Source organism: Piscinibacter sp. HJYY11 (assembly GCF_016735515.1).
Taxonomy (GTDB): Bacteria; Pseudomonadota; Gammaproteobacteria; order Burkholderiales; family Burkholderiaceae_C; genus Rhizobacter.
The window spans coordinates 4006736-4028144 of record NZ_JAERQZ010000001.1 but is presented as its reverse complement, the minus strand read 5'-3'; the positions used below and the strand labels follow the sequence as shown (position 1 = coordinate 4028144).

Annotated in this window: 23 protein-coding genes; 7 read left to right on the top strand and 16 right to left on the bottom strand. The window is 67.9% G+C overall.

Going from position 1 to position 21409, the window contains the following annotated elements; genetic code table 11:
• Position 1 precedes the first annotated feature (1 nt).
• Positions 2 to 283, top strand: coding sequence for a SemiSWEET transporter (locus JI745_RS18825; protein ID WP_201810507.1), 282 nt, complete (start codon positions 2 to 4; stop codon positions 281 to 283).
• Positions 284 to 286: 3 nt separating this feature from the next.
• Here JI745_RS18825 and JI745_RS18820 read toward each other — a convergent pair whose 3' ends face one another.
• Genes JI745_RS18820 through purE form a run of 4 tightly spaced genes read right to left on the bottom strand, consistent with a single transcriptional unit; the run spans position 287 to position 3927 of the window.
• Positions 287 to 1258 carry a hypothetical protein gene (locus JI745_RS18820; protein WP_201810505.1) on the bottom strand — a complete coding sequence of 324 codons (972 nt, stop codon included), beginning with the start codon at positions 1256 to 1258 and terminating at the stop codon, positions 287 to 289.
• A gap of 18 nt (positions 1259 to 1276) precedes the next feature.
• Complete coding sequence (locus JI745_RS18815; protein WP_201810504.1) at positions 1277 to 2278, bottom strand: L-threonylcarbamoyladenylate synthase; 1002 nt, start codon at positions 2276 to 2278, stop codon at positions 1277 to 1279.
• Positions 2279 to 2299: 21 nt separating this feature from the next.
• Entirely contained in the window at positions 2300 to 3466 is a 1167-nt protein-coding gene (locus JI745_RS18810; RefSeq protein ID WP_201810502.1) for a 5-(carboxyamino)imidazole ribonucleotide synthase, read from the bottom strand.
• Positions 3463 to 3927: a 5-(carboxyamino)imidazole ribonucleotide mutase gene (purE, locus tag JI745_RS18805; protein WP_201812651.1), complete on the bottom strand. Its 465-nt coding sequence runs from the start codon at positions 3925 to 3927 to the stop codon at positions 3463 to 3465. The genes JI745_RS18810 and purE overlap by 4 nt, the downstream gene beginning before the upstream one ends.
• A gap of 89 nt (positions 3928 to 4016) precedes the next feature.
• On the opposite strand from purE, the gene JI745_RS18800 reads away from it, so the two are divergent.
• A complete protein-coding gene (locus JI745_RS18800) occupies positions 4017 to 4958 on the top strand; it encodes a tetratricopeptide repeat protein (protein ID WP_201810499.1) in 942 nt (313 codons plus the stop codon).
• 30 nt (positions 4959 to 4988) lie between these two features.
• Here JI745_RS18800 and JI745_RS18795 read toward each other — a convergent pair whose 3' ends face one another.
• From JI745_RS18795 to fba, 3 genes are read right to left on the bottom strand one after another with little or no spacing between them, the layout of a single operon-like run.
• A complete protein-coding gene (locus JI745_RS18795; RefSeq protein WP_201810496.1) occupies positions 4989 to 6089 on the bottom strand; it encodes a hypothetical protein in 1101 nt (366 codons plus the stop codon).
• A gap of 4 nt (positions 6090 to 6093) precedes the next feature.
• Positions 6094 to 7002, bottom strand: a complete 909-nt coding sequence (locus JI745_RS18790) for a phosphoribosylaminoimidazolesuccinocarboxamide synthase (RefSeq protein ID WP_201810492.1) — start codon at positions 7000 to 7002, stop codon at positions 6094 to 6096.
• A complete protein-coding gene (gene fba, locus JI745_RS18785) occupies positions 7002 to 8066 on the bottom strand; it encodes a class II fructose-bisphosphate aldolase (RefSeq protein WP_201810488.1) in 1065 nt (354 codons plus the stop codon). Before fba ends, JI745_RS18790 begins: the two co-directional genes overlap by 1 nt.
• 284 nt (positions 8067 to 8350) lie before the next feature.
• Between fba and JI745_RS18780 the strand changes: the two genes are divergently transcribed.
• On the top strand, positions 8351 to 9361 hold the full coding sequence (locus JI745_RS18780; protein ID WP_201810485.1) for an STAS-like domain-containing protein: 1011 nt from the start codon (positions 8351 to 8353) through the stop codon (positions 9359 to 9361).
• Between the two features lie 49 nt (positions 9362 to 9410).
• Here JI745_RS18780 and JI745_RS18775 read toward each other — a convergent pair whose 3' ends face one another.
• A complete protein-coding gene (locus JI745_RS18775) occupies positions 9411 to 10625 on the bottom strand; it encodes a threonine ammonia-lyase (RefSeq protein WP_201810482.1) in 1215 nt (404 codons plus the stop codon).
• 58 nt (positions 10626 to 10683) lie between these two features.
• Between JI745_RS18775 and JI745_RS18770 the strand changes: the two genes are divergently transcribed.
• Positions 10684 to 11445, top strand: a complete 762-nt coding sequence (locus tag JI745_RS18770; protein WP_201810479.1) for a YdiY family protein — start codon at positions 10684 to 10686, stop codon at positions 11443 to 11445.
• On the opposite strand, the gene pyk is transcribed toward JI745_RS18770, so the two are convergent.
• The 8 genes from pyk to def form a co-directional block, all read right to left on the bottom strand.
• A complete protein-coding gene (gene pyk / locus JI745_RS18765; RefSeq protein ID WP_201810476.1) occupies positions 11442 to 12869 on the bottom strand; it encodes a pyruvate kinase in 1428 nt (475 codons plus the stop codon). The genes JI745_RS18770 and pyk overlap by 4 nt on opposite strands.
• Positions 12870 to 12908: 39 nt before the next feature.
• Complete coding sequence (locus JI745_RS18760) at positions 12909 to 14099, bottom strand: phosphoglycerate kinase (protein WP_201810473.1); 1191 nt, start codon at positions 14097 to 14099, stop codon at positions 12909 to 12911.
• Positions 14100 to 14159: 60 nt separating this feature from the next.
• Positions 14160 to 14489 carry an AzlD domain-containing protein gene (locus JI745_RS18755; RefSeq protein WP_201810471.1) on the bottom strand — a complete coding sequence of 110 codons (330 nt, stop codon included), beginning with the start codon at positions 14487 to 14489 and terminating at the stop codon, positions 14160 to 14162.
• Between the two features lie 10 nt (positions 14490 to 14499).
• Positions 14500 to 15282 (bottom strand): AzlC family ABC transporter permease, encoded by a 783-nt coding sequence (locus JI745_RS18750; protein ID WP_201810470.1) that lies wholly within the window; start codon positions 15280 to 15282, stop codon positions 14500 to 14502.
• A gap of 55 nt (positions 15283 to 15337) precedes the next feature.
• Entirely contained in the window at positions 15338 to 15748 is a 411-nt protein-coding gene (locus JI745_RS26490; protein ID WP_236675041.1) for a hypothetical protein, read from the bottom strand.
• Between the two features lie 108 nt (positions 15749 to 15856).
• A complete protein-coding gene (htpX, locus tag JI745_RS18740; RefSeq protein ID WP_201810469.1) occupies positions 15857 to 16696 on the bottom strand; it encodes a zinc metalloprotease HtpX in 840 nt (279 codons plus the stop codon).
• A gap of 60 nt (positions 16697 to 16756) precedes the next feature.
• The gene (fmt, locus tag JI745_RS18735; protein ID WP_201810468.1) at positions 16757 to 17722 is read right to left on the bottom strand and encodes a methionyl-tRNA formyltransferase; all 966 of its coding nucleotides are present in this window, start codon (positions 17720 to 17722) and stop codon (positions 16757 to 16759) included.
• A gap of 22 nt (positions 17723 to 17744) precedes the next feature.
• Positions 17745 to 18257 (bottom strand): peptide deformylase, encoded by a 513-nt coding sequence (gene def / locus JI745_RS18730; protein ID WP_201810466.1) that lies wholly within the window; start codon positions 18255 to 18257, stop codon positions 17745 to 17747.
• A 273-nt stretch (positions 18258 to 18530) separates the two neighbouring features.
• On the opposite strand from def, the gene JI745_RS18725 reads away from it, so the two are divergent.
• From JI745_RS18725 to JI745_RS18715, 3 genes are all read left to right on the top strand, one after another.
• Positions 18531 to 19682, top strand: coding sequence for a LysM peptidoglycan-binding domain-containing protein (locus tag JI745_RS18725; protein WP_201810464.1), 1152 nt, complete (start codon positions 18531 to 18533; stop codon positions 19680 to 19682).
• A gap of 30 nt (positions 19683 to 19712) precedes the next feature.
• Complete coding sequence (gene dprA, locus JI745_RS18720; protein ID WP_201812644.1) at positions 19713 to 20822, top strand: DNA-processing protein DprA; 1110 nt, start codon at positions 19713 to 19715, stop codon at positions 20820 to 20822.
• A 76-nt stretch (positions 20823 to 20898) separates the two neighbouring features.
• On the top strand, positions 20899 to 21351 hold the full coding sequence (locus JI745_RS18715; protein WP_201810462.1) for a DUF494 family protein: 453 nt from the start codon (positions 20899 to 20901) through the stop codon (positions 21349 to 21351).
• Positions 21352 to 21409 lie beyond the last annotated feature (58 nt).

Here is a 21409-nt window from a genome sequence, read left to right as displayed (position 1 = left end):
GATGAACTTCGTCTCGCTCGAATGGCTGGGCTACATCGCCGCCACGCTCACCACCGGCTCGTTTGCGCTGCAGGCCTGGCACACGTTCCGCACACGTGACGTGAGCGGCATATCGCTCGGCATGTACAGCGCCTTCACGCTGGGCGTGGCGCTGTGGCTGGCCTACGGGCTGGTGCTGCGCTCATGGCCGATCACCATCGCCAACATGGTGACGTTGGCGCTCGCGCTGAGCATCCTCGCGATGAAGGTGGCGATCGAGACGCGCCGGCGGCGCCGGCGCTGAACCTCAGAACGGGTTGTTGCGTGCGCGGTAGATTGCCGCGGAGCCAATACGGCCATGCAGGTTCGCGCCCAGCTGGTAGGGCCCTGCCCAGAGGTAGTCGGACGCGCGGTTGGTCTGCGCCCCGGTGACCAGGAACGAGGGGTTCTCGTCGCAGTCCGGCAAGGCGTTCACGCACGCGGCGGTGTCGACGTTGGCGATGCCATAGGACGACGGAGACGTCACCGCGGCCAGCACCAATTCGTCGCCGAGCACCAGGCCGACCGAGTGGCCGCCGCCGCGCACTTCCTGCAACTTGACGCGCAGGCGGGCGTTGAAACGCTCGGTGAGAAGCTGCAGCAGCCCTCCCTGCCCGGACGCCCGACCCGCCGGCGTCAGGGCCACGTTGGGAATGGTCGACACGATCACACGCGCGCCCCGGTCGGTGATGCGGATCACCTCTTCGCCCACCCGTGTGCCGGCGCGCTCGGCCGCGGCGACGGCTTCGGCGGTGGTCGGCTCGGCGGCAGCCGCCAGCACGTCGTGCGTGCCCACCATGATGGTGACGAGGTCCTGGCTGTTGAAGCCAGGGCTGGTGAGGAACGCATCGATCCGCGCGCGCATCATCAGCACGGTGCTGTTGGCTTGCGCGCGCATCAGCGCCCGCGGGGTGGTTGTGGGCGTCAGGCACTCGGCGAACTGGTAGCCGTAGTCGTTGGCCAGCACCTGCACCCAGATCGGGTTGCGGGTGCAGTCGCGGTTGGGGGTGAGCGTAGTGCCGTCGGGCATTCGCTCGACGCCGTTGACGGTGTACTTGTTGCCGTCCGTAGATGGCGCAACGGGGGCCTCTATCAAGCTCGCCTCATCGCCGAACACGATGATGCGGCTGGGCACGAACTTCTCGATCTGGTCACCGCCGCCGCACGAGGCCAGCAGCGCCACGGCCAGGCCGGCCAGGGTCACGCGCATCAGGTTCAACTTCGCCAACGACAACTTCATGAAATCTCCAAGAGGGGGTCAGGCGGCTGCGGCACGTTGCAGCCGGTCACGCACGCCGTCCCACTCGGGGGTGTCGGGCGGCGTTTCGACCCAGATGAGATGCGCGCCCTGGTCGTCCAGTTCACGCAAGGTGGAAAAGAGTTGGTGGGCTGCGGGCACCGCCTCGGCGGGCATGGCCCGGTAGGTCACACCGCGCGCCGCGCTGCGCGGCACGGTGCGGCAATATACCGCCAGCTTCAGCGACGAACCTTTGCCCGACTCGCCGGGGGCGTCGAGCACCTGCAGGGCCTGGCGCAGCATCTCGGCCGGCATCAGGCGCAGCTTGGCACGCGGCGCGTAGTGGGCTTCGAGCGTGCCCGAGGCCTTGGGGGCCGCGTCATCGCGGTCGAACACCGGCTCGCCGGCGATCGCTTCCAGGCGCGCACGCGTCAGCACCCCAGGCCGCAGCAGCACCGGGCGGCCGCGCGAGCAGTCGACGATGGTGGACTCGATGCCGCCTTCGCAGGGGCCGCCATCGAGCACCAGCAGGTCCTCACCCAGCTCCTCGACCACGTGTCGTGCGAGCGTGGGGCTGATGCGGCCGAAGCGGTTGGCGCTCGGGGCGGCCACACCCTTCACGCCCAACGTCTGTGCTTCTTTCAGCAGTGCCTGCGCGACCGGGTGACGCGGGCAGCGCAGGCCGACGGTGGTCTGCCCGCCCGCAGCAGCCGCAGCCAGCTCGGGACGGCGCGGCACGATCACGGTGAGCGGCCCGGGCCACAGCGCCTCGGTCAATCGTTGTGCCACCGGTGGCCATTGCGACGCAAAGGCGGCGGCATCGGCCGGCGAGGCCACGTGCACGATCAGCGGATGGTCGGCCGGGCGGCCCTTGGCATCGAAAATGCGGGCCACGGCGGCATCGTCGTCGGCACGCGCGCCCAGGCCGTAGACCGTCTCGGTGGGCAGGCCCACCAGCTCACCGGCCGCGAGGGCCTGGGCAGCACGCCGCACGGCAGCGTGATCACGTCCATCGAGCAGCATGCGCGAATGCCCCGGCGCCGATCACCAGGCCGCCAGGCCCAGCAAGGACGCCGCTTTCAAGGCCGTGGCACGCGCCGCCTCGGCCGTGCCAGCGGTCACGGTGAGGTGGCCCATCTTGCGGCCACGGCGCGCACTGGTCTTGCCATACAGGTGGAGGTGCACGCCGGGCAAGGCCAGCACCGCGTCCCACGGCGGCGTGGTTTCGCGGTCGTCGCCGGCGCGGAACCAGAGGTCGCCCAGCAGGTTGAGCATGACGGCGGGCGAATGCAGGCGCGGCTCGCTGAGCGGCGCGTTCGTCAGCGTGCGCACCTGCAGGTCGAACTGCGACAGGTCGCAGGCATCGATGGTGTAGTGGCCCGAGTTGTGCGGCCGCGGCGCCATCTCGTTGGCGACCAGCGTGCCGTCCTTCAGCACGAAGAACTCCACGCACAGCACGCCGACGTAGCCCAGCGTCTCGGCGATCTTGCCAGCGGCAGCCACGGCCTGCTGCTGCACGGCGGGCGTCACATCGGGCGCGGGCACCTGCGTCACGGCGAGAATGCCGTCGCGGTGCAGGTTCTGCTGCAGCGGGAAGTGCACCCATTCGCCGGACGCCCCGCTCGCGACGATCACGCTCACCTCATAGGCGAGCGGCAGCATCTTCTCGAGCACGCACGGCACCTGCTTCAGCTCGGCCCAGGCGCGAGTCAGCTCGTCGCGCGTGGCCACGCGGACCTGGCCCTTGCCGTCGTAGCCAAGGCGCGCGGTCTTCAGCACGCCGGGCAGCAGGATGTCGGGCACGGCCGCCAGTTGCTCGGCCGTCTCGATCACCGCATGCGGCGCGCAGGGCACACCACAGGCGACGAAGTGGGCTTTCTCCAGCGCACGGTCCTGGCAGGTGGCGACCGCATCGCCGGCCGGCGCCACGGAGCGCGTCTGGCCGAGCTGGCGCAAGGCCGTCGCCGGCACGTTCTCGAATTCGGTGGTGACGGCCGCCGACACACGGGCCAGCTCGGCGAGGCCAGCAGCATCGAGGTAGTCGGCGCGCACATGGTGGTGCGACACCAGGCCCGCGGGGCTTGTGGCATCGGGGTCGAGCACCGCCGTCGAGTAGCCCATCTGCTGCGCCGCGTGCACGAACATGCGGCCCAGCTGGCCACCGCCCATCACGCCCAGCGTCGCGCCGGGTGGGATGAACTTCACGGTCATTTCAGCTCGCCGGTCATCGCACGCGCGACCTCGGTCTGGCGTGCGCGGTAGGCCTCCAGCTGCGTGCGCAGCGCCGGCTGTTCGTTGGCGAGCATGGCGACGGCGAAAAGCGCCGCGTTGGCCGCACCCGCGGTGCCGATCGCGAAGGTCGCCACCGGAATGCCCTTGGGCATCTGCACGATGGAGTGCAGCGAGTCCACGCCCTGGAGATGGCGACTGGCCACCGGCACGCCGAGCACGGGCACCGTGGTCTTCGCGGCCAGCATGCCCGGCAGGTGGGCGGCACCGCCGGCCCCGGCGATGATGGCCTTCAGCCCGCGCGACGCCGCGGCCTCGGCATAGGCGAACATGTCGTCGGGCATGCGGTGGGCCGACACCACCCGTGCTTCGAAGGGGACACCGAACTCGGCGAGAATCTCGGTCGCGAGGCGCAGGGTCTCCCAGTCGCTGCTGGACCCCATCACCACGCCGACCACGGGGGCGCTGCTCAAGGCTCGCTCCAAGTGCTCAAAGAACCTTGAATTGTAGGCGGGCAGACCCGCGCCACCCCATGGACATCACCCTCCAGAACTTCGAAGCCGACCTCATCCAAGCCTCGATGCAGCAGCCCGTGCTGCTCGACATCTGGGCGCCATGGTGCGGCCCGTGCAAGTCGCTCACGCCGGTGCTCGAGAAGCTGGAAGTCGCCTACGCCGGCCGCTTCAAGCTCGCCAAGTGCAACGCCGACGAGCAGCCCGAGATCTCGGGCCAGCTGTCGCAGATGTTCGGCGTGCGCAGCATCCCGTTCTGCGTGATGTTCAAGGATGGCCAGCCGGTCGACGGCTTCGTGGGTGCGTTGCCCGAGGCCCAGCTGCGCGAATTCCTCGACCGCCACGTGCCGAGTGCCGAGGAGATGGCGGCCGATGAAGACGTGGCCGCCGCCGAAGAGCTGCTCGCCGAGGGCGACACGGAAAGCGCGCTCGAGAAGCTGCAGGAGGCCGTGGCCATTGACCCGGCCAACGACACCGCCCGCTACGACTACCTGCGCGCCCTGCTGCTGGCGGGCCGCGTCGCCGAGGCGCGCCGCGCCTTCGAGCCGGTGGCGAGCAAGGTGATGCTCGACGCGCGCCTGGCCGCCGCCGGCCACTGGATCGACGCAAGCGAAAAGGCACCGTCCGCGCGCAGCCCGGACGTGCTGGCCGCCGCCATCGCCGCCAACCGCCGCGATTTCGACGCCCGCTTCGAACTCGCGCAGACACACTTCGCGGCCCAGCGCTTCACCGAAGCGATGGACGAACTCCTGGAAATCGTGATGCGCGACAAGACCTGGAACGGCGAGCTCGCACGCAAGACCTACGTCGCGATCCTCGAGTTGATGAGCAAGCCCGCGCCCAAGAGTGCCGAAGCCGCAGCGCCCAAGAGCACGCTGGAAGTGGCTGCCAAGATCAACACCGCGCCGGCCGACCCGGTGGTCGATCAGTACCGCCGCAAGTTGAGCATGGCTCTCTTCTGAAAGATCAGAGAGGCACGCGCGCTGTGGGCCTCAGCTCAGCGCAGCGACGGCTTTCTCGATCGCGGCGATCGCCATCGCCTGCTCCCGCTCATGCGTCCGCCAGTCGGCAGCGGCCTGCTCGCGGTGCCGGGCGGCCACGTCGGCGTCACCCAGCTGTGCGAAAACCTGCGCCAGCCGGTGGTGCGCGGCGGCACGGTCGTCGGCATCGCGGTCGTGCGCCACGGCCACCTGGGCGGCCAGCGCATCCTTGCGCGCCTGCTCGGTCTGGCCGAGTTGCAGGCGGCACCACGCCAGATCCGCACCGAGCGATGCCCGCATGCGGTCCAGCCCCTGCAGCAAGCCATCGCTGAAGTGCGCTTCGTAGAGCGCGAGCGCCTCGGCCCACTGGCCCTGCAAGGTGCATACACGCGCACGGTGCAGCGGCACCAGGGCATCGAGCGAGGCGATGCCGATCAGCGCATCCAGGTTGGTGGCCGACTGCAGGCTCAGCTCGGCGCGGCGCAGCATCGCCGGCTCCTGCTCGCCCGTCATCACCGCATGGCGCGACTGGTCGGCCAGGAGGCCCGCCATGTTGTACATGATGGCGCTCAGCATGGCCTCGTCGCCCTCGGCGCTCGCATGCAGCCGGGCCTTGGCATACCAGGGCTGCGCAGACTCGAAGCGGCCGCCGAAGTGGTAGGCCAGCGCCACCACCAGACAGGCTCGCGCACGCGCGCTGTGGTGGTCGGCATCGGCGAGCTGCAGCGATTCGGCCACATGGCGGCCCATCGCGTCGAGGTCGTAGGCGGTGTAGTCCATGTGCGCGAGCCACGCACCGGCCAGCGCATTCAGGCGCCGGTCACGCGAGGCCGCGCTGACCGCGTAGGCGCGGCGGATCTTGTCGTGCGCGGTCTGGCCCAGGTCGCTGAAATAGCTCGTGAGCCCCTCCGCCAGGAGGATCCAGGCGTTGACCTTCGGATGCGGGTTGTGCGCGTACTGCGCCTGCAGGCCGGCGATGACGCTGCGGGCTTCGGCCAACTGGCCCTGCCGGGCCAGCAACCCCGCACGCTCGGCACGCAGGCAATCGGCCTCGGAGGGCATCGATGCGGCGGCGATGGCCGCATCCAGGTGGCTCAGCAGACGCGACTTCATCAACTCAACCGGTGAGGCGCTGCAAGGCCTCGCGGTACTTGTCGGCCGTCTTCGCGACCACGTCATCCGGCAACGAGGGCGCCGGCGCCTTCTTGTTCCAGGGCTGGCCGTTCACGCGCGCCTGCTCCAGCCAGTCGCGCACGAACTGCTTGTCGTAGCTCGGCGGGTTGCGGCCTTCGCGGAACGCGGCCTCGTAACCTTCGATCGGCCAGAAGCGCGACGAGTCGGGCGTGAGCACCTCGTCCATCAGCGTGAGCGTGCCATCGGCATCGAGGCCGAACTCAAACTTGGTGTCGGCAATGATGATGCCCTTCTTCAAGGCGATCTCGGCCGCGGTGCTGTAGAGCTGGATCGCCGTCGTGCGCACCTTCTCGGCCAGTTCCGGCCCGATGATCCCCTGCATGCGCTCGAACGAGATGTTCTCATCGTGGTCACCCATTTCGGCCTTGGTGGCCGGGGTGAAGATGGGCTCAGGCAGGCGGCTCGCGTTCCTGAGGCCGGCCGGCAGCTTGACGCCGCACACTGACTGCGAGGCCTGGTACTCGGTCCAGCCGCTGCCGGCGAGGTAGCCGCGCACCACGGCCTCGACCGGCAGAGGCTTCAGGCGTTTGACGAGCATCGAGCGGCCTCGCACCTGCTCACGCTCGTCAGCGGTCACGGCCGAGACCGGGTCATCGCCGGTCAGGTGGTTGGGCACGATGCCTTGCAGGTGCGCGAACCAGAAGAGCGCCATCTCGGTGAGCAGGGCCCCCTTGCCCGGGATGGGCTCGCCCATGATCACGTCGAAAGCGCTCAGGCGGTCGCTCGCGACCATCAGGATGCGGTCGTCGCCGACCGCGTAGTTGTCGCGAACCTTGCCGCGGGCCAGCAGCGGCAGGGAGGTCAGCGTCGACGTCAGCAGGGCCTGGGCCATCAGACGACCGTCTGGGCCAGTTCACCCGTGGCGTAGCGCTGGGCGATCTGCGACAGGCTCTGCGCCTTGATCTTGCCGGCCTGGCCTTCGCAACCGAACTGCTGGTAGCGCGCCTTGCACACGGCCTTGGCGGCTTCGCGTGCGGGCTTGAGCCATTCGCGGGCATCGAACTTGTCGGGATTCTCGGCCAGGAACTTGCGCACCGCACCGGTCATCGCGAGGCGGATGTCGGTGTCGATGTTGATCTTGCGCACGCCGAACTTGATGGCTTCCTGGATCTCTTCGATCGGCACGCCGTAGGTCTCTTTGATCTTGCCGCCGTACTGGTTGATGATGGCCAGCAGCTCGGCCGGAACCGACGACGAGCCGTGCATCACCAGGTGCGTGTTGGGGATGCGCTTGTGGATCTCTTTCACGCGCGAGATGGCGAGGATGTCGCCGGTGGGCTTGCGCGAGAACTTGTAGGCGCCGTGGCTGGTGCCGATGGCGATGGCCAGCGCGTCGAGCTGCGTTTCGCGCACGAAGACGGCGGCTTCTTCGGGGTCGGTCAGCATCTGGCTGTGGTCGAGCTTGCCTTCGGCGCCGATGCCGTCTTCTTCGCCGGCATCGCCCGTTTCCAGGTTGCCGAGGCAGCCGAGCTCGCCTTCGACGGTCACGCCGACCTTGTGCGCCATCTGCACCACGCGGCGGGTCACGTCGACGTTGTAGTTGAAGTCGGCCGGCGTCTTGCCGTCTTCACGCAGCGAGCCGTCCATCATCACCGAGCCGAAGCCGAGGTTGATGGCGCCTTCGCAGACGGCGGGCGTGGTGCCGTGGTCCTGGTGCATCACCAGCGGGATGTGCGGGTAGGCCTCGGTGGCGGCCTGGATCAGGTGCTTGATGAAGGGCTCGCCTGCGTACTTGCGGGCACCGGCGCTCGCTTGCAGGATGACCGGTGCGCCCACTTCGTCGGCGGCGGCCATCACGGCCTGCACTTGCTCGAGGTTGTTGACGTTGAAAGCCGGGATGCCGTAGCCGTTTTCCGCGGCATGGTCCAGGAGCTGGCGCATTGAGACGAGTGGCATGGTCGGAGTCCGGAAGTGATGAAACTTGCAACCGGGTGAGCAGTGTGCGCACACGCCGGTGAAACAGCGCTGTAACCGCTGCGAAACCGGTCGATTGTAGCGGGGGCCCCTCGGTGAAAACCCTCCGCCCAAGGCCGTCTCCCGTGTCTGGGGGACCCCGCTTCAGTGGCCTGCCCACGGGGCCAGAAGCTCGAATTGGAGGGTGATGGCGGCGCTTTTCACGCTCCAGATTCCGAGCCTCACGCCGACACTGGCCTTCCGCATTCGAAGGGAAGAAGACCGCCATGGCACGACTCGACCTCAACGCCCTCACCCTGCACATCACCGCGTCCGCGCTGCAGCACCCGCTCGACCTTGCGGCGCACATCGCCGAGTCGGCACAGGTCAGCCGCAGCACCGCGCGCAAGGCACTGCAGCGGCTCATGCAACTGGGGTGGCTCAAGCGTGAAGGGACGGTCCGCCAGCCGCGCTTCCAACCCGGTCTGCTGCGCCAGGTGGTGCAGCGCTACCCGCTTTCGGGCCTGCAGGAAGACCTGCCCTGGGCCCGCCACTTCGCGCCTTGTTTCGACCTGCCACCCGAAGTGCGGCGCATCACCCAGCACATCTTCGGCGAGCTGCTCAACAACGCCATCGACCACAGCGGCGGCGAGAACGTGACCGTCTCGCTGCGCCAGACGCCCAGCCACGTGCAGCTGCTCGTCTCGGACGACGGCTGCGGCGTCTTCGACCAGCTCTCGCGATCGTTCTCCCTCGACGACCCGGCGCTGGCCATGCTCGAGGTGAGCAAGGGCAAGTTGACGAGCCAGCCGCAACGCCATGCCGGCCGCGGCCTCTTCTTCAGCTCGCGGCTGGCCGACGTGTTCGACCTGCACGCCAACGACACCGCCTTCCAGCACCGCCTGTGGGACGGTGGCTGGCACCCGGGCCGTGCCCTCAAGCGCCGCGGCACCTCGGTCTACGCCGCCATCGCGCTCGACACCACCCGCAAGCTCGACGACGTGCTGCAGGCCCACAGCCTCGACGGCACCGGCTACGGCTTCGAGCGCACCACCGTACCGCTGCGCCTGCTGGCCACGCCGCTCGCCGGCCTCGACTCGCGCGCCCAGGCCCGCAGGGTCGCCGCCCGGCTGCAGCAGTTCCGCCGCGCGGAGATGGACTTCGACGGCGTCGACAGCATCGGCCACAGCTTCGTCGACGAGCTCTTCCGCGTGCTGCCGATGGACGGCGTGGAGATGGTGCCGACGAACATGTCGCCGAAGGTCGAAGCGCTGGTGCGCAGCGTGCGCGAGGCCTGAGCGGGCCGAGCGCCGGACCGCCCCACGCCGGCCAGCCGAGCGGCAGGCATCAGCCGATTCTTTCTGCGCGATAGCCGGCGGAGCCCATCGCCGCGAGGATCTCCGCAATGTGCTCCACACCCCGCGTGTGGACCACCACCTCGATCTGCACCCGCTCGACCGACACCGAGCTGAACGCCCGTTGGTGCTGCACCTCGTCGATGTTGGCACCGAGCTTGCCGAGGAGCAGGCAGACGTCGGCCAGCGCCCCCGGCACGTCGCGGATGTCCAACCGCAGCCGCGCCAGTCGGCCCGACTTCACCATGCCGCGCTCGATGATCTCGGCCAGCACCAGCGGCTCGATGTTGCCGCCACTCAGCACCAGGCCGACCTTGCGGCCGCCGAAGCGGCCGCGGTGTTTCATCAAGGCCGCCAGCGCCACCGCACCCGCCCCTTCCACCACCGTCTTCTCGATCTCCAGCAGCAGCACGATGGCCTGCTCGATGTCGTCTTCGTCGACCAGCAGCACGTCGTTCACACGCGCCTGGACCAGCGGCAGCGTGAGCACGCCCGGCGCCTTCACGCCGATGCCGTCGGCGATGGTGGCGTGGTGCACCTCGCGCTGGCCTCCATGCTTGGCATTCCAGGCTGCAGGGAAACGCGAGGCCTGCACGCCCACCACCTCGATGCCGGGCTTCATCGCGAGTGCAGCCGATGCGATGCCGCCGATCAGGCCACCGCCGCCGATGGGCACCACCAGCGTGTCGATCGCCGGCTGTTGCGCCAGCATCTCGAGCGCCACCGTGCCCTGCCCCGCGATCACCGCCGCATCGTCGAAGGGGTGGATCAGCGTGAGCTGCCGTTCCCGCGCGAGCAGCAGGCCGTGTGCCCGCGCATCGTCGAAGGTGTCGCCGTGCAGCACCACCTGCGCGCCGAAGCGCCGCGTGTTGGCCACCTTCACCGGCGTGGCGAAACGCGGCATCACGATGGTCGCCGGAATGCCCAACCGTTGGGCGTGATACGCGACACCCTGCGCGTGGTTGCCCGCTGAGACCGCCAGCACGCCCCGCGACCGTTCGTCATCGGTCAGCTGCGCAATCTTGTTGAGTGCGCCCCGCTCCTTGAACGAGGCGGTGAACTGATGGTTCTCGAACTTGAGGAAGACCTCGCAGCCGGCGAGCTCGCCGAGGGTGCGCGACGGCAGGCAGGGCGTTTCGAGCACGTGCCCGTGCAATCGGCGTGCCGCTGCACGAATGTCGTCGAGCGAGGGAGCGAGCGTTTCCATGGCGCGATTGTGGCCTCGATGAAGGAACTCGTGAGGACGCGATAAGGTCGCCACAAGCATGAAGAAGTACCCCTGCCTCCTGGCCGCCACGGCCCTCGCCCTGCCCGCGCTTGCAAGCGCCCAAGTCACGATGAAGCCCGACGGCGTGCTGCGCTCGCTGTGGACCTTCGCTTCTAGTGTGAGCGGCGGCAACACCAGCGCCACCACCGCCACGCTGACCGGCGAAACCGTCAAGCAGACCGACCAGAGCAAGTGGCTCACGCTCGGCCGCGTGTTCTATGCGCGCAACGACGAACGGGCCACCGCCGCGACCTACGCGCTCACCACGCAGTACGACCAGGACCTCATCAACAAGGATTTCTTCACCGTCGGCAAGCTCGACTACCTGCGTGACCGGCCGGCCAACATCGCCTCGCGCGTGTCGGCCTACGGCGGCCTGGGCCGGCACATCATCCGCGAGGACACCAACACCTGGGACGTCTTTGCCGGCTTCGGCTACACCGACGACCGCTACGTGGGCACCGCCGACGTCAACGGCGAGCTGCGCAGCCGCTACGGCCGCTCGGAAGCTCTGGTGAGCCAGAACTCGAACCACAAGCTCACGCCCAACACCACGCTGCGGCAGAAGCTGGAGTACTACGCCGACCTGCGCGACACGGGCGAGTACCGAGCGGTGTTCGACGCCGGCTTGTCAGTGGCGATGACGCAGACCTGGCAGCTCACCACCGGGGTGCAGTACCGCTACAACAGCGCCCCCGGGCGTGACCTGAAGCACTACGACGTGCAGTTCCTGACCGGCGTCTCCCTGCGGTTCGACTAGCCGACGAGGCAGACCTTCAGCATGTTGGTGCCCCCCGGGTAGCCCATCGGCTCGCCGCAGGTGATGGCGTAGGTGTCACCGGGCTTCAGCACGCCGGCCTCGACCAGCATGCTCTCGGCATGCTTCAGCGCTTCATCGCGGTCGGTGTGGCTCGACATCAAGAGCGGCCGCACGTTGCGGTAGAGGCACATGCGCCGCTGGCTGCCCACCTGCGAGGTCAGCCCGAAGATCGGCACGTGGATCTTGTGGCGGCTCATCCAGAGCGCGGTCGAGCCCGACTCGGTCAGCGCCACGATGGCCTTGCAGCCCAGGTGGTGGGCGGTGAAGAGCGCGCCCATCGCGATCGACTGGTCGATGCGGCCGAACTTCTTGTCGGTGAAGCTGGCGTCGAGCGAGATCTCTTCGGCGCTCTCGGCCTCGGCGCAGATCTGCGCCATCATCTCCACCGTCTCCACCGGGTACTTGCCGGCGGCCGTCTCCGCGCTCAGCATCACCGCGTCGGTGCCGTCGATCACCGCATTGGCCACGTCGCTCACCTCGGCACGCGTGGGCACCGGGTTCACGATCATCGACTCCATCATCTGCGTCGCGGTGATCACCACGCGGTCGAGTTCGCGGGCCATCTTGATCATGCGTTTCTGCAGCGCCGGCACCGCCGCGTTGCCGACTTCCACCGCGAGGTCGCCCCGCGCGACCATGATGCCGTCACTCGCCTTGATGATCGATTCGAGCACCGGGATCGCCTCGCTGCGCTCGATCTTGGCGATCAGTGCCGGCTTGTGGCGGTATTGCTCGCCGGCCACGTTGGCGAGCTGGCGCGCCATTTCCATGTCGGTCGCGTTCTTGGGGAAGCTCACCGCCAGGTACTCGCACTGGAAGCTCATCGCGGTCTTGATGTCTTCCATGTCCTTGCCGGTCAACGCGGGCGCGGTCAGGCCGCCACCGGCCTTGTTGATGCCCTTGTTGTTCGACAGCTCACCGCCGATCACGACGGTGGTGTGCACCTCGGCGCCCTTCACCGCATCGACGGTCAGCTTCAGCAGGCCGTCGTTGAGCAGCAGGGTGTCGCCGGGGCGCACGTCGCGCGGCAGCTCCTTGTAGTCGAGGCCCACACGCTCGTTGTTGCCGAGCTCGGTGGTCGCGCCGTCGAGGATGAACTTCTGCCCCGGCTCGATGATGGTCTTGCCACCTTCGAACTTGCCGACACGGATCTTCGGGCCCTGCAGGTCGGCCATGATGGCCACTTCCTTGCCCACCGCCTTGGCCGCCTCGCGCACGAGCGCAGCGCGCTCGATGTGGTCCTGCGCCTTGCCGTGCGAGAAGTTGAGCCGCACCACGTCGACCCCGGCCCGGATCATTCGCTGCAGCACCTCTGGGGTGCTGGACGCAGGGCCGAGGGTGGCAACGATCTTGGTAGCGGGCATGCAGGGTCTCCGTTCTTCTTGCGGTCGGTCAGCGGTGAATCAGGCGGCGCGCTTTTGCAGGATCTCGAAGGCCGGCAGCGTCTTGCCTTCCAGCACCTCGAGGAAGGCACCCCCGCCGGTGGAGATGTAGCCCACGTCCTTCTCGATCTTGTACTTGGCGATCGCGGCGAGCGTGTCGCCGCCCCCGGCGATGCTGAAGGCGCTCGACTCCGCGATGGCGCGCGCCAGCGTCTCGGTGCCCTTGGCGAAAGCGTCGAACTCGAACACGCCGACGGGGCCATTCCAGACGATGGTGCCGGCCTTCTTCAGCTGCTCGGCGAGCTGGGCGGCGGTCTGGGGGCCGATGTCGAGGATCAGGTCGTCGGCGCCCACGTCGGTGGCGGCCTTGACAGTGGCGGGTGCGTCAGCCGCGAAGGCCTTGGCCGTCACCACGTCGACGGGGATCGGCACGGCGGCGCCACGCGCCTTCATCGCTTCGATCACGGCCTTGGCTTCGCCGACCAGGTCGGGCTCGGCCAGCGACTTGCCGATGGGCAGGCCGGCGGCCAGCAGGAAGGTGTTGGCGATGCCACCGCCGACGATGAGGCCGTCGACGTTCTTCGCGAGCGATTGCAGGATGGTCAGCTTGGTGCTGACCTTGCTGCCGGCCACGATGGCCACCAGCGGGCGCTTCGGGTTGGCCAGGGCCTTGGAGATCGCGTCGATCTCGGCCGCGAGCAGCGGGCCGGCGCAGGCGATCTTGGCGAACTGGGCGATGCCGTAGGTCGAAGCTTCGGCACGGTGCGCGGTGCCGAAGGCGTCGTGCACGAAGATGTCGCACAGCGCGGCCATCTTCTTCGCCAGCTCTTCGTTGTTCTTCTTCTCGCCCTTGTTGAGGCGGCAGTTCTCGAGCATGACCAATTGGCCCGGTGCCACCTGCACACCATCGACCCAGTTGGCCACCACCGGAATCTCGCGGCCCATCAGCTCGCCCATGCGCTTGGCCACCGGGGCCAGCGAGTCCTCGGGCTTGAACTCGCCCTCGGTCGGGCGGCCCAGGTGCGACGTGACCATGACCGCAGCGCCGGCCTTCAGCGCCAGCTCGATGCAGGGAATGGACGCGCGGATGCGGGTGTCTTCGGTGATGTTGCCGGCATCGTCTTGCGGGACGTTCAGGTCGGCACGGATGAACACACGTTGGCCGGCTGCCTTGCCTTGGGCGGCGAGGTCTTCGAAGCGGAGGACTTTCATGGTGCGGGGCGTGATGACAAGAATTTCAGCCCGCTATTGGACACCAGGAACTCGCCGTAACTACCACCCCAGCCCGAGTTTCAACGGAATCAGTACGGCCATGCCGGTGACGATGGTGCCGAGCATGCCGCGCCGCCAGAAGTAGTAGCCGGTGGCCGCCGCGGCGGCGTACAGACGCGCATCCTTCCAGGTGCCGATGAGCTCGCCCTGGGCCATCACGATCTCGGGCACCACCACCGCGGCCAGCGCCGCAAGCGGCGCATAGCGCAGGCCGCGCTTCACCCAGTCGGGCAGCACCAGCTCTTCTTTCGAGATGAGGAAGAAGCCGCGGGTGATCACGGTGATCACCATCAGGCCGAGGATGGTGATGAAGGCGTAGCCGTTGCTCATCCGGGCACCCTCATGTGGCCACTTTCTCGACCGTCGACTCGCGCGGCCGGGACGGACGGGCCCGTTCGAGTGCGGCACGCAGGCGGCGGCCGGCGTCGCCGCCGCCGTCGATCATCAGGCCCACGCACACGGCCGCGGCGATTGCCACCACGATGTGCAGCCGCAGCGGCAGCGCGAAGGCCGCCACCGCCGCTGCGCCGGCCACCACGGCAGCCAGCGCCGTGGCGCGGTCGGAGATCAGGGAATAGGTCAGGCCCAGCAGCGCCAGCACGCCCGCGAAGCCCAGGCCCCAGTGCGTGGGGATCACGTCGGCCAGCAGGATGCCGACAACGACCGGGATCTGCCAGCTCAGCCAGTTGGCCGAGGCGGCGCCCATGAAGTACTCGATCTGGCCTTCGTCGTCCCGCGCCTCGGGGAAGCGCTTCATGAAGAGCACGTAGGTCAGGTCGCCACTCACGTAGCCGAGCACCAGCCGGTCGCGCAGGCCGTAGCGCATGAAGTAGGGCCGCCATTGCGCACTGAAGATGACGAAGCGCAGGTTGATGCACAAGGCCGTGGCCCAGATCACCCACACCGGGGTGCCCACCATCATCAGCGGCAGCGCCGCCAGTTGCGCGCTGCCCGCATAGACCACGAAGGTCATCAACAGCGCGAGCGGAATCGACAGCCCGCCCTTGACCATCGCCACCCCGGTCACCAGGCCCCAGGCCGCGATGCCCAGCGTGACCCCGCTCATCTCGCGCACCCCCTCACGGAACTGGGCGTGGCGCAGCGTCTGGCTCAGGGAATGCATAGAACGCGATTGTCCCCGTCTTGCAGGCCTCATGCCCGCGACGACCGGGAAGGGCTCAGGAATCTTGCGACTTCGCTGCCTTGCCCGGCTTGCCCGCTTTCTTCTCGGCAGGCGCGGGCTCGGGGGTCACGGCCGCTTCAGGCGCAGGCTCGCTCTTGACTTCGGCCGTCTTGGTCTCGCTGCTTTTGGCCTTGGGGCCGAGCTGCGGGGCCACGGCCTCGATCTTGTTTTCGCGCATGTAGTCGTTCATGTCGCGCCAGCCGGCGAACACGGAAGCCTTGTCGGCCTTCTTGTTCAACGCGTAGCAGTCTTCGATCGCACGGCCGGCGTGGCGGCATGCACCACCGATGGCCTTGCCCTCGGCTTCCTTGGCCGCGGCCACCTTCTCGGCCGAGTCGCCGAAAAGATCGCAGCCCACCAGCGAAGCGGCGGCGAGCAGGAGGGACAGGAGGGTGAGGCGTCGCATGACAGATCAGGGCAGAGTCCTGATCTGATTGTGGGCAGGCGCCTGGCCGGCGATGCAGACAAAAGCGGGGTTTGCACCCCGCTTTTCCCAGTCCAGCGGCAACCCTGGTCAGACCATCGCCAGCAGGCGCTGCACCCGTTCCTCGGTCGAGGGGTGGGTGGAGAAGAGGCCGCGCAGGCCGCCACCCGAGAGCGGATTCATGATCATCATCTGCGCCGTCTCGGGGTGGCGCTCGGCAGCCTCCATCGGCAGGCCCTGGGCATAGCGCTGGATCTTCTGCAGCGCGCTCGCGAGCGCCGCGGGGTCGCCGGAGATTTCGGCGCCGCCACGGTCGGCTTCGAATTCGCGCGCACGGCTGATCGCCATCTGGATCAGGCTCGCAGCCAGCGGGGCCAGCAGCATCACCAGGAGGCCGACGACCGGGTTGTGCGGGCGGCCTTCGTTGTCACGGCCGCCGAAGAGCATGGCGAAGTTAGCGAGCATCGAGATCGCACCGGCCATGGTGGCGCTGATCGTGCTGATGAGGATGTCGCGATGCTTCACATGGGCCAGCTCGTGCGCCATCACGCCGCGCAGCTCGCGCTCGGACAGCACGCGCAGGATGCCGGTGGTGGCGGCGACTGCGGCGTTCTCCGGGTTGCGGCCGGTGGCGAAGGCATTGGGCGCGTCTTCCTGGATCAGGTAAACGCGCGGCATCGGCAGCTGGGCGCGCTCGGCCAGCTCGCGCACCATGCGGTAGAAGCCCGGCGCGCTGGCCTCGTCGACCTCCTGCGCGTTGTACATCTTCAGCACCAGCTTGTCGGAGAACCAGTAGCTGAAGAAATTCATGCCCAAGGCCAACACGAGCGCGAACATCATGCCGGCGCGGCCGCCCACGAACGCACCGATGGCCATGAACAGCGCCGTGATGGCCGCCATCAGCACTGCGGTCTTCAACAGATTGAACATGAGTGGATCTCCGTGAGGGGGAATTGCATGCCCCCTCAGGTGCGGCCGGCGCCGCAAAGTTCAACCGGCGACGTTGGTGCTGAAGCTTTGACCGGCCCGGACAGGATGCGCCTGCAGGAACTGCCGCGCGCTCACGCGCTTGCCGCCAGGGCGTTGCAGCGCGAGGAGCTCAAGTGCGCCGGTGCCGCAGGCGACGACGATGCCGTCGTCAGTGACCGCCAACACTCGTCCTGGCTCGCCTGTGCCGGTGGCCACGCGAGCCTGCCAGAGCTTGACGGTGTCACCGCCCTCGAGCTGCGAGCTCGCGCCGGGAAAGGGGTCGAAGGCTCGGATGCGACGTTCGATCACAGCGGCCGGCAAGGCCCAGTCGACCGCCGCTTCGGCCTTTTCGATCTTGTCGGCGTAGGTAAACCCTTCCGCCGGCTGAGGGGTGGGAACCAGTCCGCCGCAGGCGGCCAGCTCGAGCGCTTCCACGATGAGGCGTCCGCCCAGGGCGGCCAGGCGGTCGTGCAGGCGGGCGGTGGTCTCGTCGGGGGCGATGTCGACGGCGTCGACCAGCAGCATGTCGCCGGTGTCGAGGCCGGCGTCCATTTGCATGATGGTGATGCCGGTCCGCGTGTCGCCGGCTTCGATCGCACGGTGGATGGGCGCCGCGCCGCGCCAGCGCGGCAGCAGGGAGGCGTGGATGTTCAGGCAGCCGCGTGCCGGCAGGTCCAGCACCCATTGCGGAAGGATCAGGCCGTAGGCGGCCACGACCATCACGTCGGGGCGAACGGCTTGCAGGGCGGCACGGGCCTCCTCCGCGTCGGCGGGGTACTTGCCGTCCAGGCGCAGACTGCGCGGCTGGGCGACCGGAATGCCGCGCGACACGGCCAGCGCCTTCATGGGTGACGGCGTGAGCTTCATGCCGCGGCCGGCGGGGCGATCGGGCTGGGTCAGCACCAGCGGCACCTCAAAGCCGGCAGCCAGCAGGCGCTCCAAGGCGACGGCGGCGAATTCGGGCGTGCCCGCAAAAACGACTCTCATGTCCCGATCTTCATGCCGACGCTCACGAGCGTTGCTCGTCCCGCGTCTTCTTCAGCATCTTGGTCTTGATCCGGTCGCGCTTCAGCGGGCTCAGGTACTCGACGAAGACCTTGCCCATCAGGTGATCCATCTCGTGCTGCACGCACACCGAAAGCAGGCCTTCGGCGTCGAACTCGTAGCTCTCGCCAGCACGGTTGAGCGCGCGAACGCGCACCCGGGCGTGGCGCGGCACCTTGTCATAGATGGTCGGCACCGACAGACAGCCTTCGTCGCCGAGCATCATTTCCTCGCTGCGCTGCACCAGCTCAGGGTTGATGAGCACACGGGGCACGTCTCGGCCCTCGGAGGTGTCGATCACGATCACCCGCTCGTGCACGTCGACCTGGGTGGCGGCCAGGCCCACCCCGTCGGCGGCGTACATGGTCTCCAGCATGTCGTCGACCAGCTGGCGGATGCGGTCGTCGACCTGCGCCACCGGCTTGGCGACGGTGTGCAGGCGCGGATCGGGGTAACGAAGGATGTCGAGCTTGGGCATAGGAAGCAGCGAGAAAACAGCGGGAAATCAACAACTAAGGGGCCACCCTTAGGCTGCTGGAAGGTGTGGACAACGAGCAACGCCGGCCATCGTGACAGGCAACACAACAAAGGTATCGGCGGGTGACTTTCGTTGCGATATCAAGGGTTTAGAGGCAGAATCTGCGAAACTGAATGAAGATTTTCGCCGAAGCGCGGGCACCTTGCCGCACTCGGCTCAGTAACCGCACAGCCCAGCATTGTGCTGTCTGACGCGCCCCGGAGACTTACGTTCATGACCCGAAGCACCCGTCCTGCCCTGGCTTTCTTCCGGGCCTCTGCGATCACTGTGGCGCTCGGCATCGGCCTTGGCGCGGCGTGGGCCGCCGAACCCAATTTCCCGATCACCAGCAAACAGCGCAGCACGGCCCAGCAGGTCGCCCAGGCCGGCGTGCCGCTTTCCGAACTGGCCGACAACGCGCCCGACGTCTACACCGTCAAGTCGGGCGACACGCTGTGGGACATCTCTCGCATGTACCTCAAGAGCCCGTGGCGCTGGCCCGAGCTGTGGGGCATGAACCTGGAGCAGATCCGCAACCCTCACCTGATCTTCCCGGGGCAGGTGCTGTCCCTCATCAAATCGGGCGGTCGCGCCACGCTGCAAGTCGGTCAGATCGGCCCTGATGGCACCCTGCGACTCCAACCGCGGGTGCGGGCAAGCGATCTCAACCGCGAAGGCATCCCGCCGATCCCGCTGCACCTGATCGAGCCCTTCCTGAACGAAGCCGTCATCTTCGAGAGCAACCAGCTCCAGAGCGCGCCGCGTGTCGTCAGCACGCAAGAAGGGCGCGTGCTGCTCTCGCGCGGTGACCTGGCCTACGTGCGGGGCGATGTCGGCAACACCCGCAACTTCCGCGTCTTCCGCGAACCGCGCCCGCTCAAGGACCCGACCACCGGGGAGATCCTCGGCTACGAAGCCTTCTACCTCGGCACCACCGAATTCACCCGCAAAGGCGGCAACATCAACGGCGAGATCGTGCCCGACACCTTCACGGTGACGAGCATTCGCCAGGAAATCCGCGTCGGCGACAAGCTGGCGCCGATCCCGCCGCGCGAGATCGTCAACTACATCCCGCGTGCGCCGCAGAAGGCCATCGCCGGCCAGATTGTCTCGATCTACGGTGACGGCGTGACGGCCGGCCAGAACCAGATCGTCGCGCTGAACAGGGGCAGCCAGGACGGCCTGGAAAACGGGCATGTGCTGGCGCTGTGGCGCGACGGCGTGCGCATGCGCGACAGCACCGACGAAGACCGCACGCGGATCAAGCTGCCGGACGAGCGCCACGGCTATCTCTTCATCTTCCGCGTGTTCAACAAGATGTCCTACGCGCTGATCATCTCGGTCAAGGAACCGGTGTCGGCCGGCGACCGCTTCACGCAGCCCTGACGACACGCCGCGCCGTTCATGGCGCCCGCGATGGATCGGGAGGAAGTCGCCGCCTGGCTGCGGCTCTTGGAGACGCCACACGTCGGCCGCGAGTCGGCGCGCCGGCTGCTGGCTGCCTTCGGGTCTGCAGATGCGGCGTTGACGGCACCGACCGCCGCTCGACGTGAAGTCGTGACAGCCGAAGCGGCCAAGGCGCTGGAGCAGCCCGCCGAGAACCTGCCCGCGCTGCTGGACGCCACCTGGCGGTGGCTGACGGATGAGAGCACCGGGCCACGGCACCTGCTCACACTTGGCGATGCCCGCTACCCCGAACGCCTGCTTCAATCGGCCGACCCACCGCTGCTGCTCTACGTCCAGGGCAACATCGCCCTGTTGAATGCCCACAGCATTGGCGTCGTGGGGAGCCGCAACCCCACGCCGCAAGGCAGGAGCAACGCCCTCGCGTTCTCGAGCCAACTGAGCCAGGCGGGCTGGACCATCGTCTCCGGCCTCGCGCTTGGCATCGACGGCGCCGCGCATGAAGGCGGCTTGGCGGGCCCTGGTCAGACCGTTGCCGTCGTCGGGACGGGGCTGGACCGGGTGTATCCGAGACGGCACCTCGAGCTCGCACGCAGGATCGCCCAACACGGCGCCATCGTGAGCGAATACTCCATCGGCACACCGCCGTTGCCACCCAACTTTCCGCAGCGGAATCGCATCATCGCGGGGCTGTCTCGCGGCACTCTGGTGGTCGAAGCGGCGCTGCAATCGGGCTCCTTGATCACGGCCCGGCTGGCGAGCGAAGCAGGGCGCGAGGTGTTCGCGATCCCGGGCTCCATCCATTCTCCCCAGTCACGAGGCTGCCATGCGCTGATCAAGCAGGGAGCAAAGCTGGTCGAGAGCGCAGAAGAGGTCATCGAAGAGTTTCCGCCAGAAGCCGATGCTCCACCGCAGGCCACGCTGACCGAGGTGGACGAATCCGCCGCAGCACTCGACCCACTGGTCGACGCATTGGGCTACGACCCCGTGACCCTCGATGCCCTCGTCGCCCGAACCGGCTGGCCCGCCCCGGAACTCAGTGCACGGCTGCTGGAACTCGAGCTGATGGGTGAGGTGGCACGCCTGCCGGGGCAGCTCTTTCAACGAGTGAGCACCGGCTGACGCCCTTCGGAACCCGCACACGGCGTGGTGCATTTATTCCGCTTCCACTCGCAGCCCACTGGGTTATCATGAATTCATGTTCGACGTGCTCGTCTACCTGTACGAAAACTACTGGCGGCCGGATGCCTGTCCTGACCATGCCCAGCTGACCCGCAAGCTGTCGGCCATGGGCTTCGAGTCGGACGAGATCGAAGAGGCCCTCTCCTGGCTCGATGGCTTGGCCACGGCGGCGGAGTCGTACGTCGGCGAGCAGAAACCGGGCAGCCTCCGTGTCTACTCGAACGCGGAACAAGAGCACCTCGGCGAAGACTCCATCGGCTTCGTCAGCTTCCTTGAATCCGCTGGCGTGCTGCCTCCATCGATGCGCGAAATGGTGATCGACCGCGCCACCGCGATTCCGGGCGGTCCGGTCGACCTGGAAGACCTGAAGATCATCGTGCTGATGGTCTTCTGGAGCCTTGGGGAAGAGCCGGACGCGCTGATCCTCGACGAGCTCTTCGTGGCCGAAGAAGACCGCCTGATCCACTGACCTCGGGCGAGGCGCCTTCGCAACAAAGCCGCCCTCAAGGCGGCTTTGCTTTTGCCGA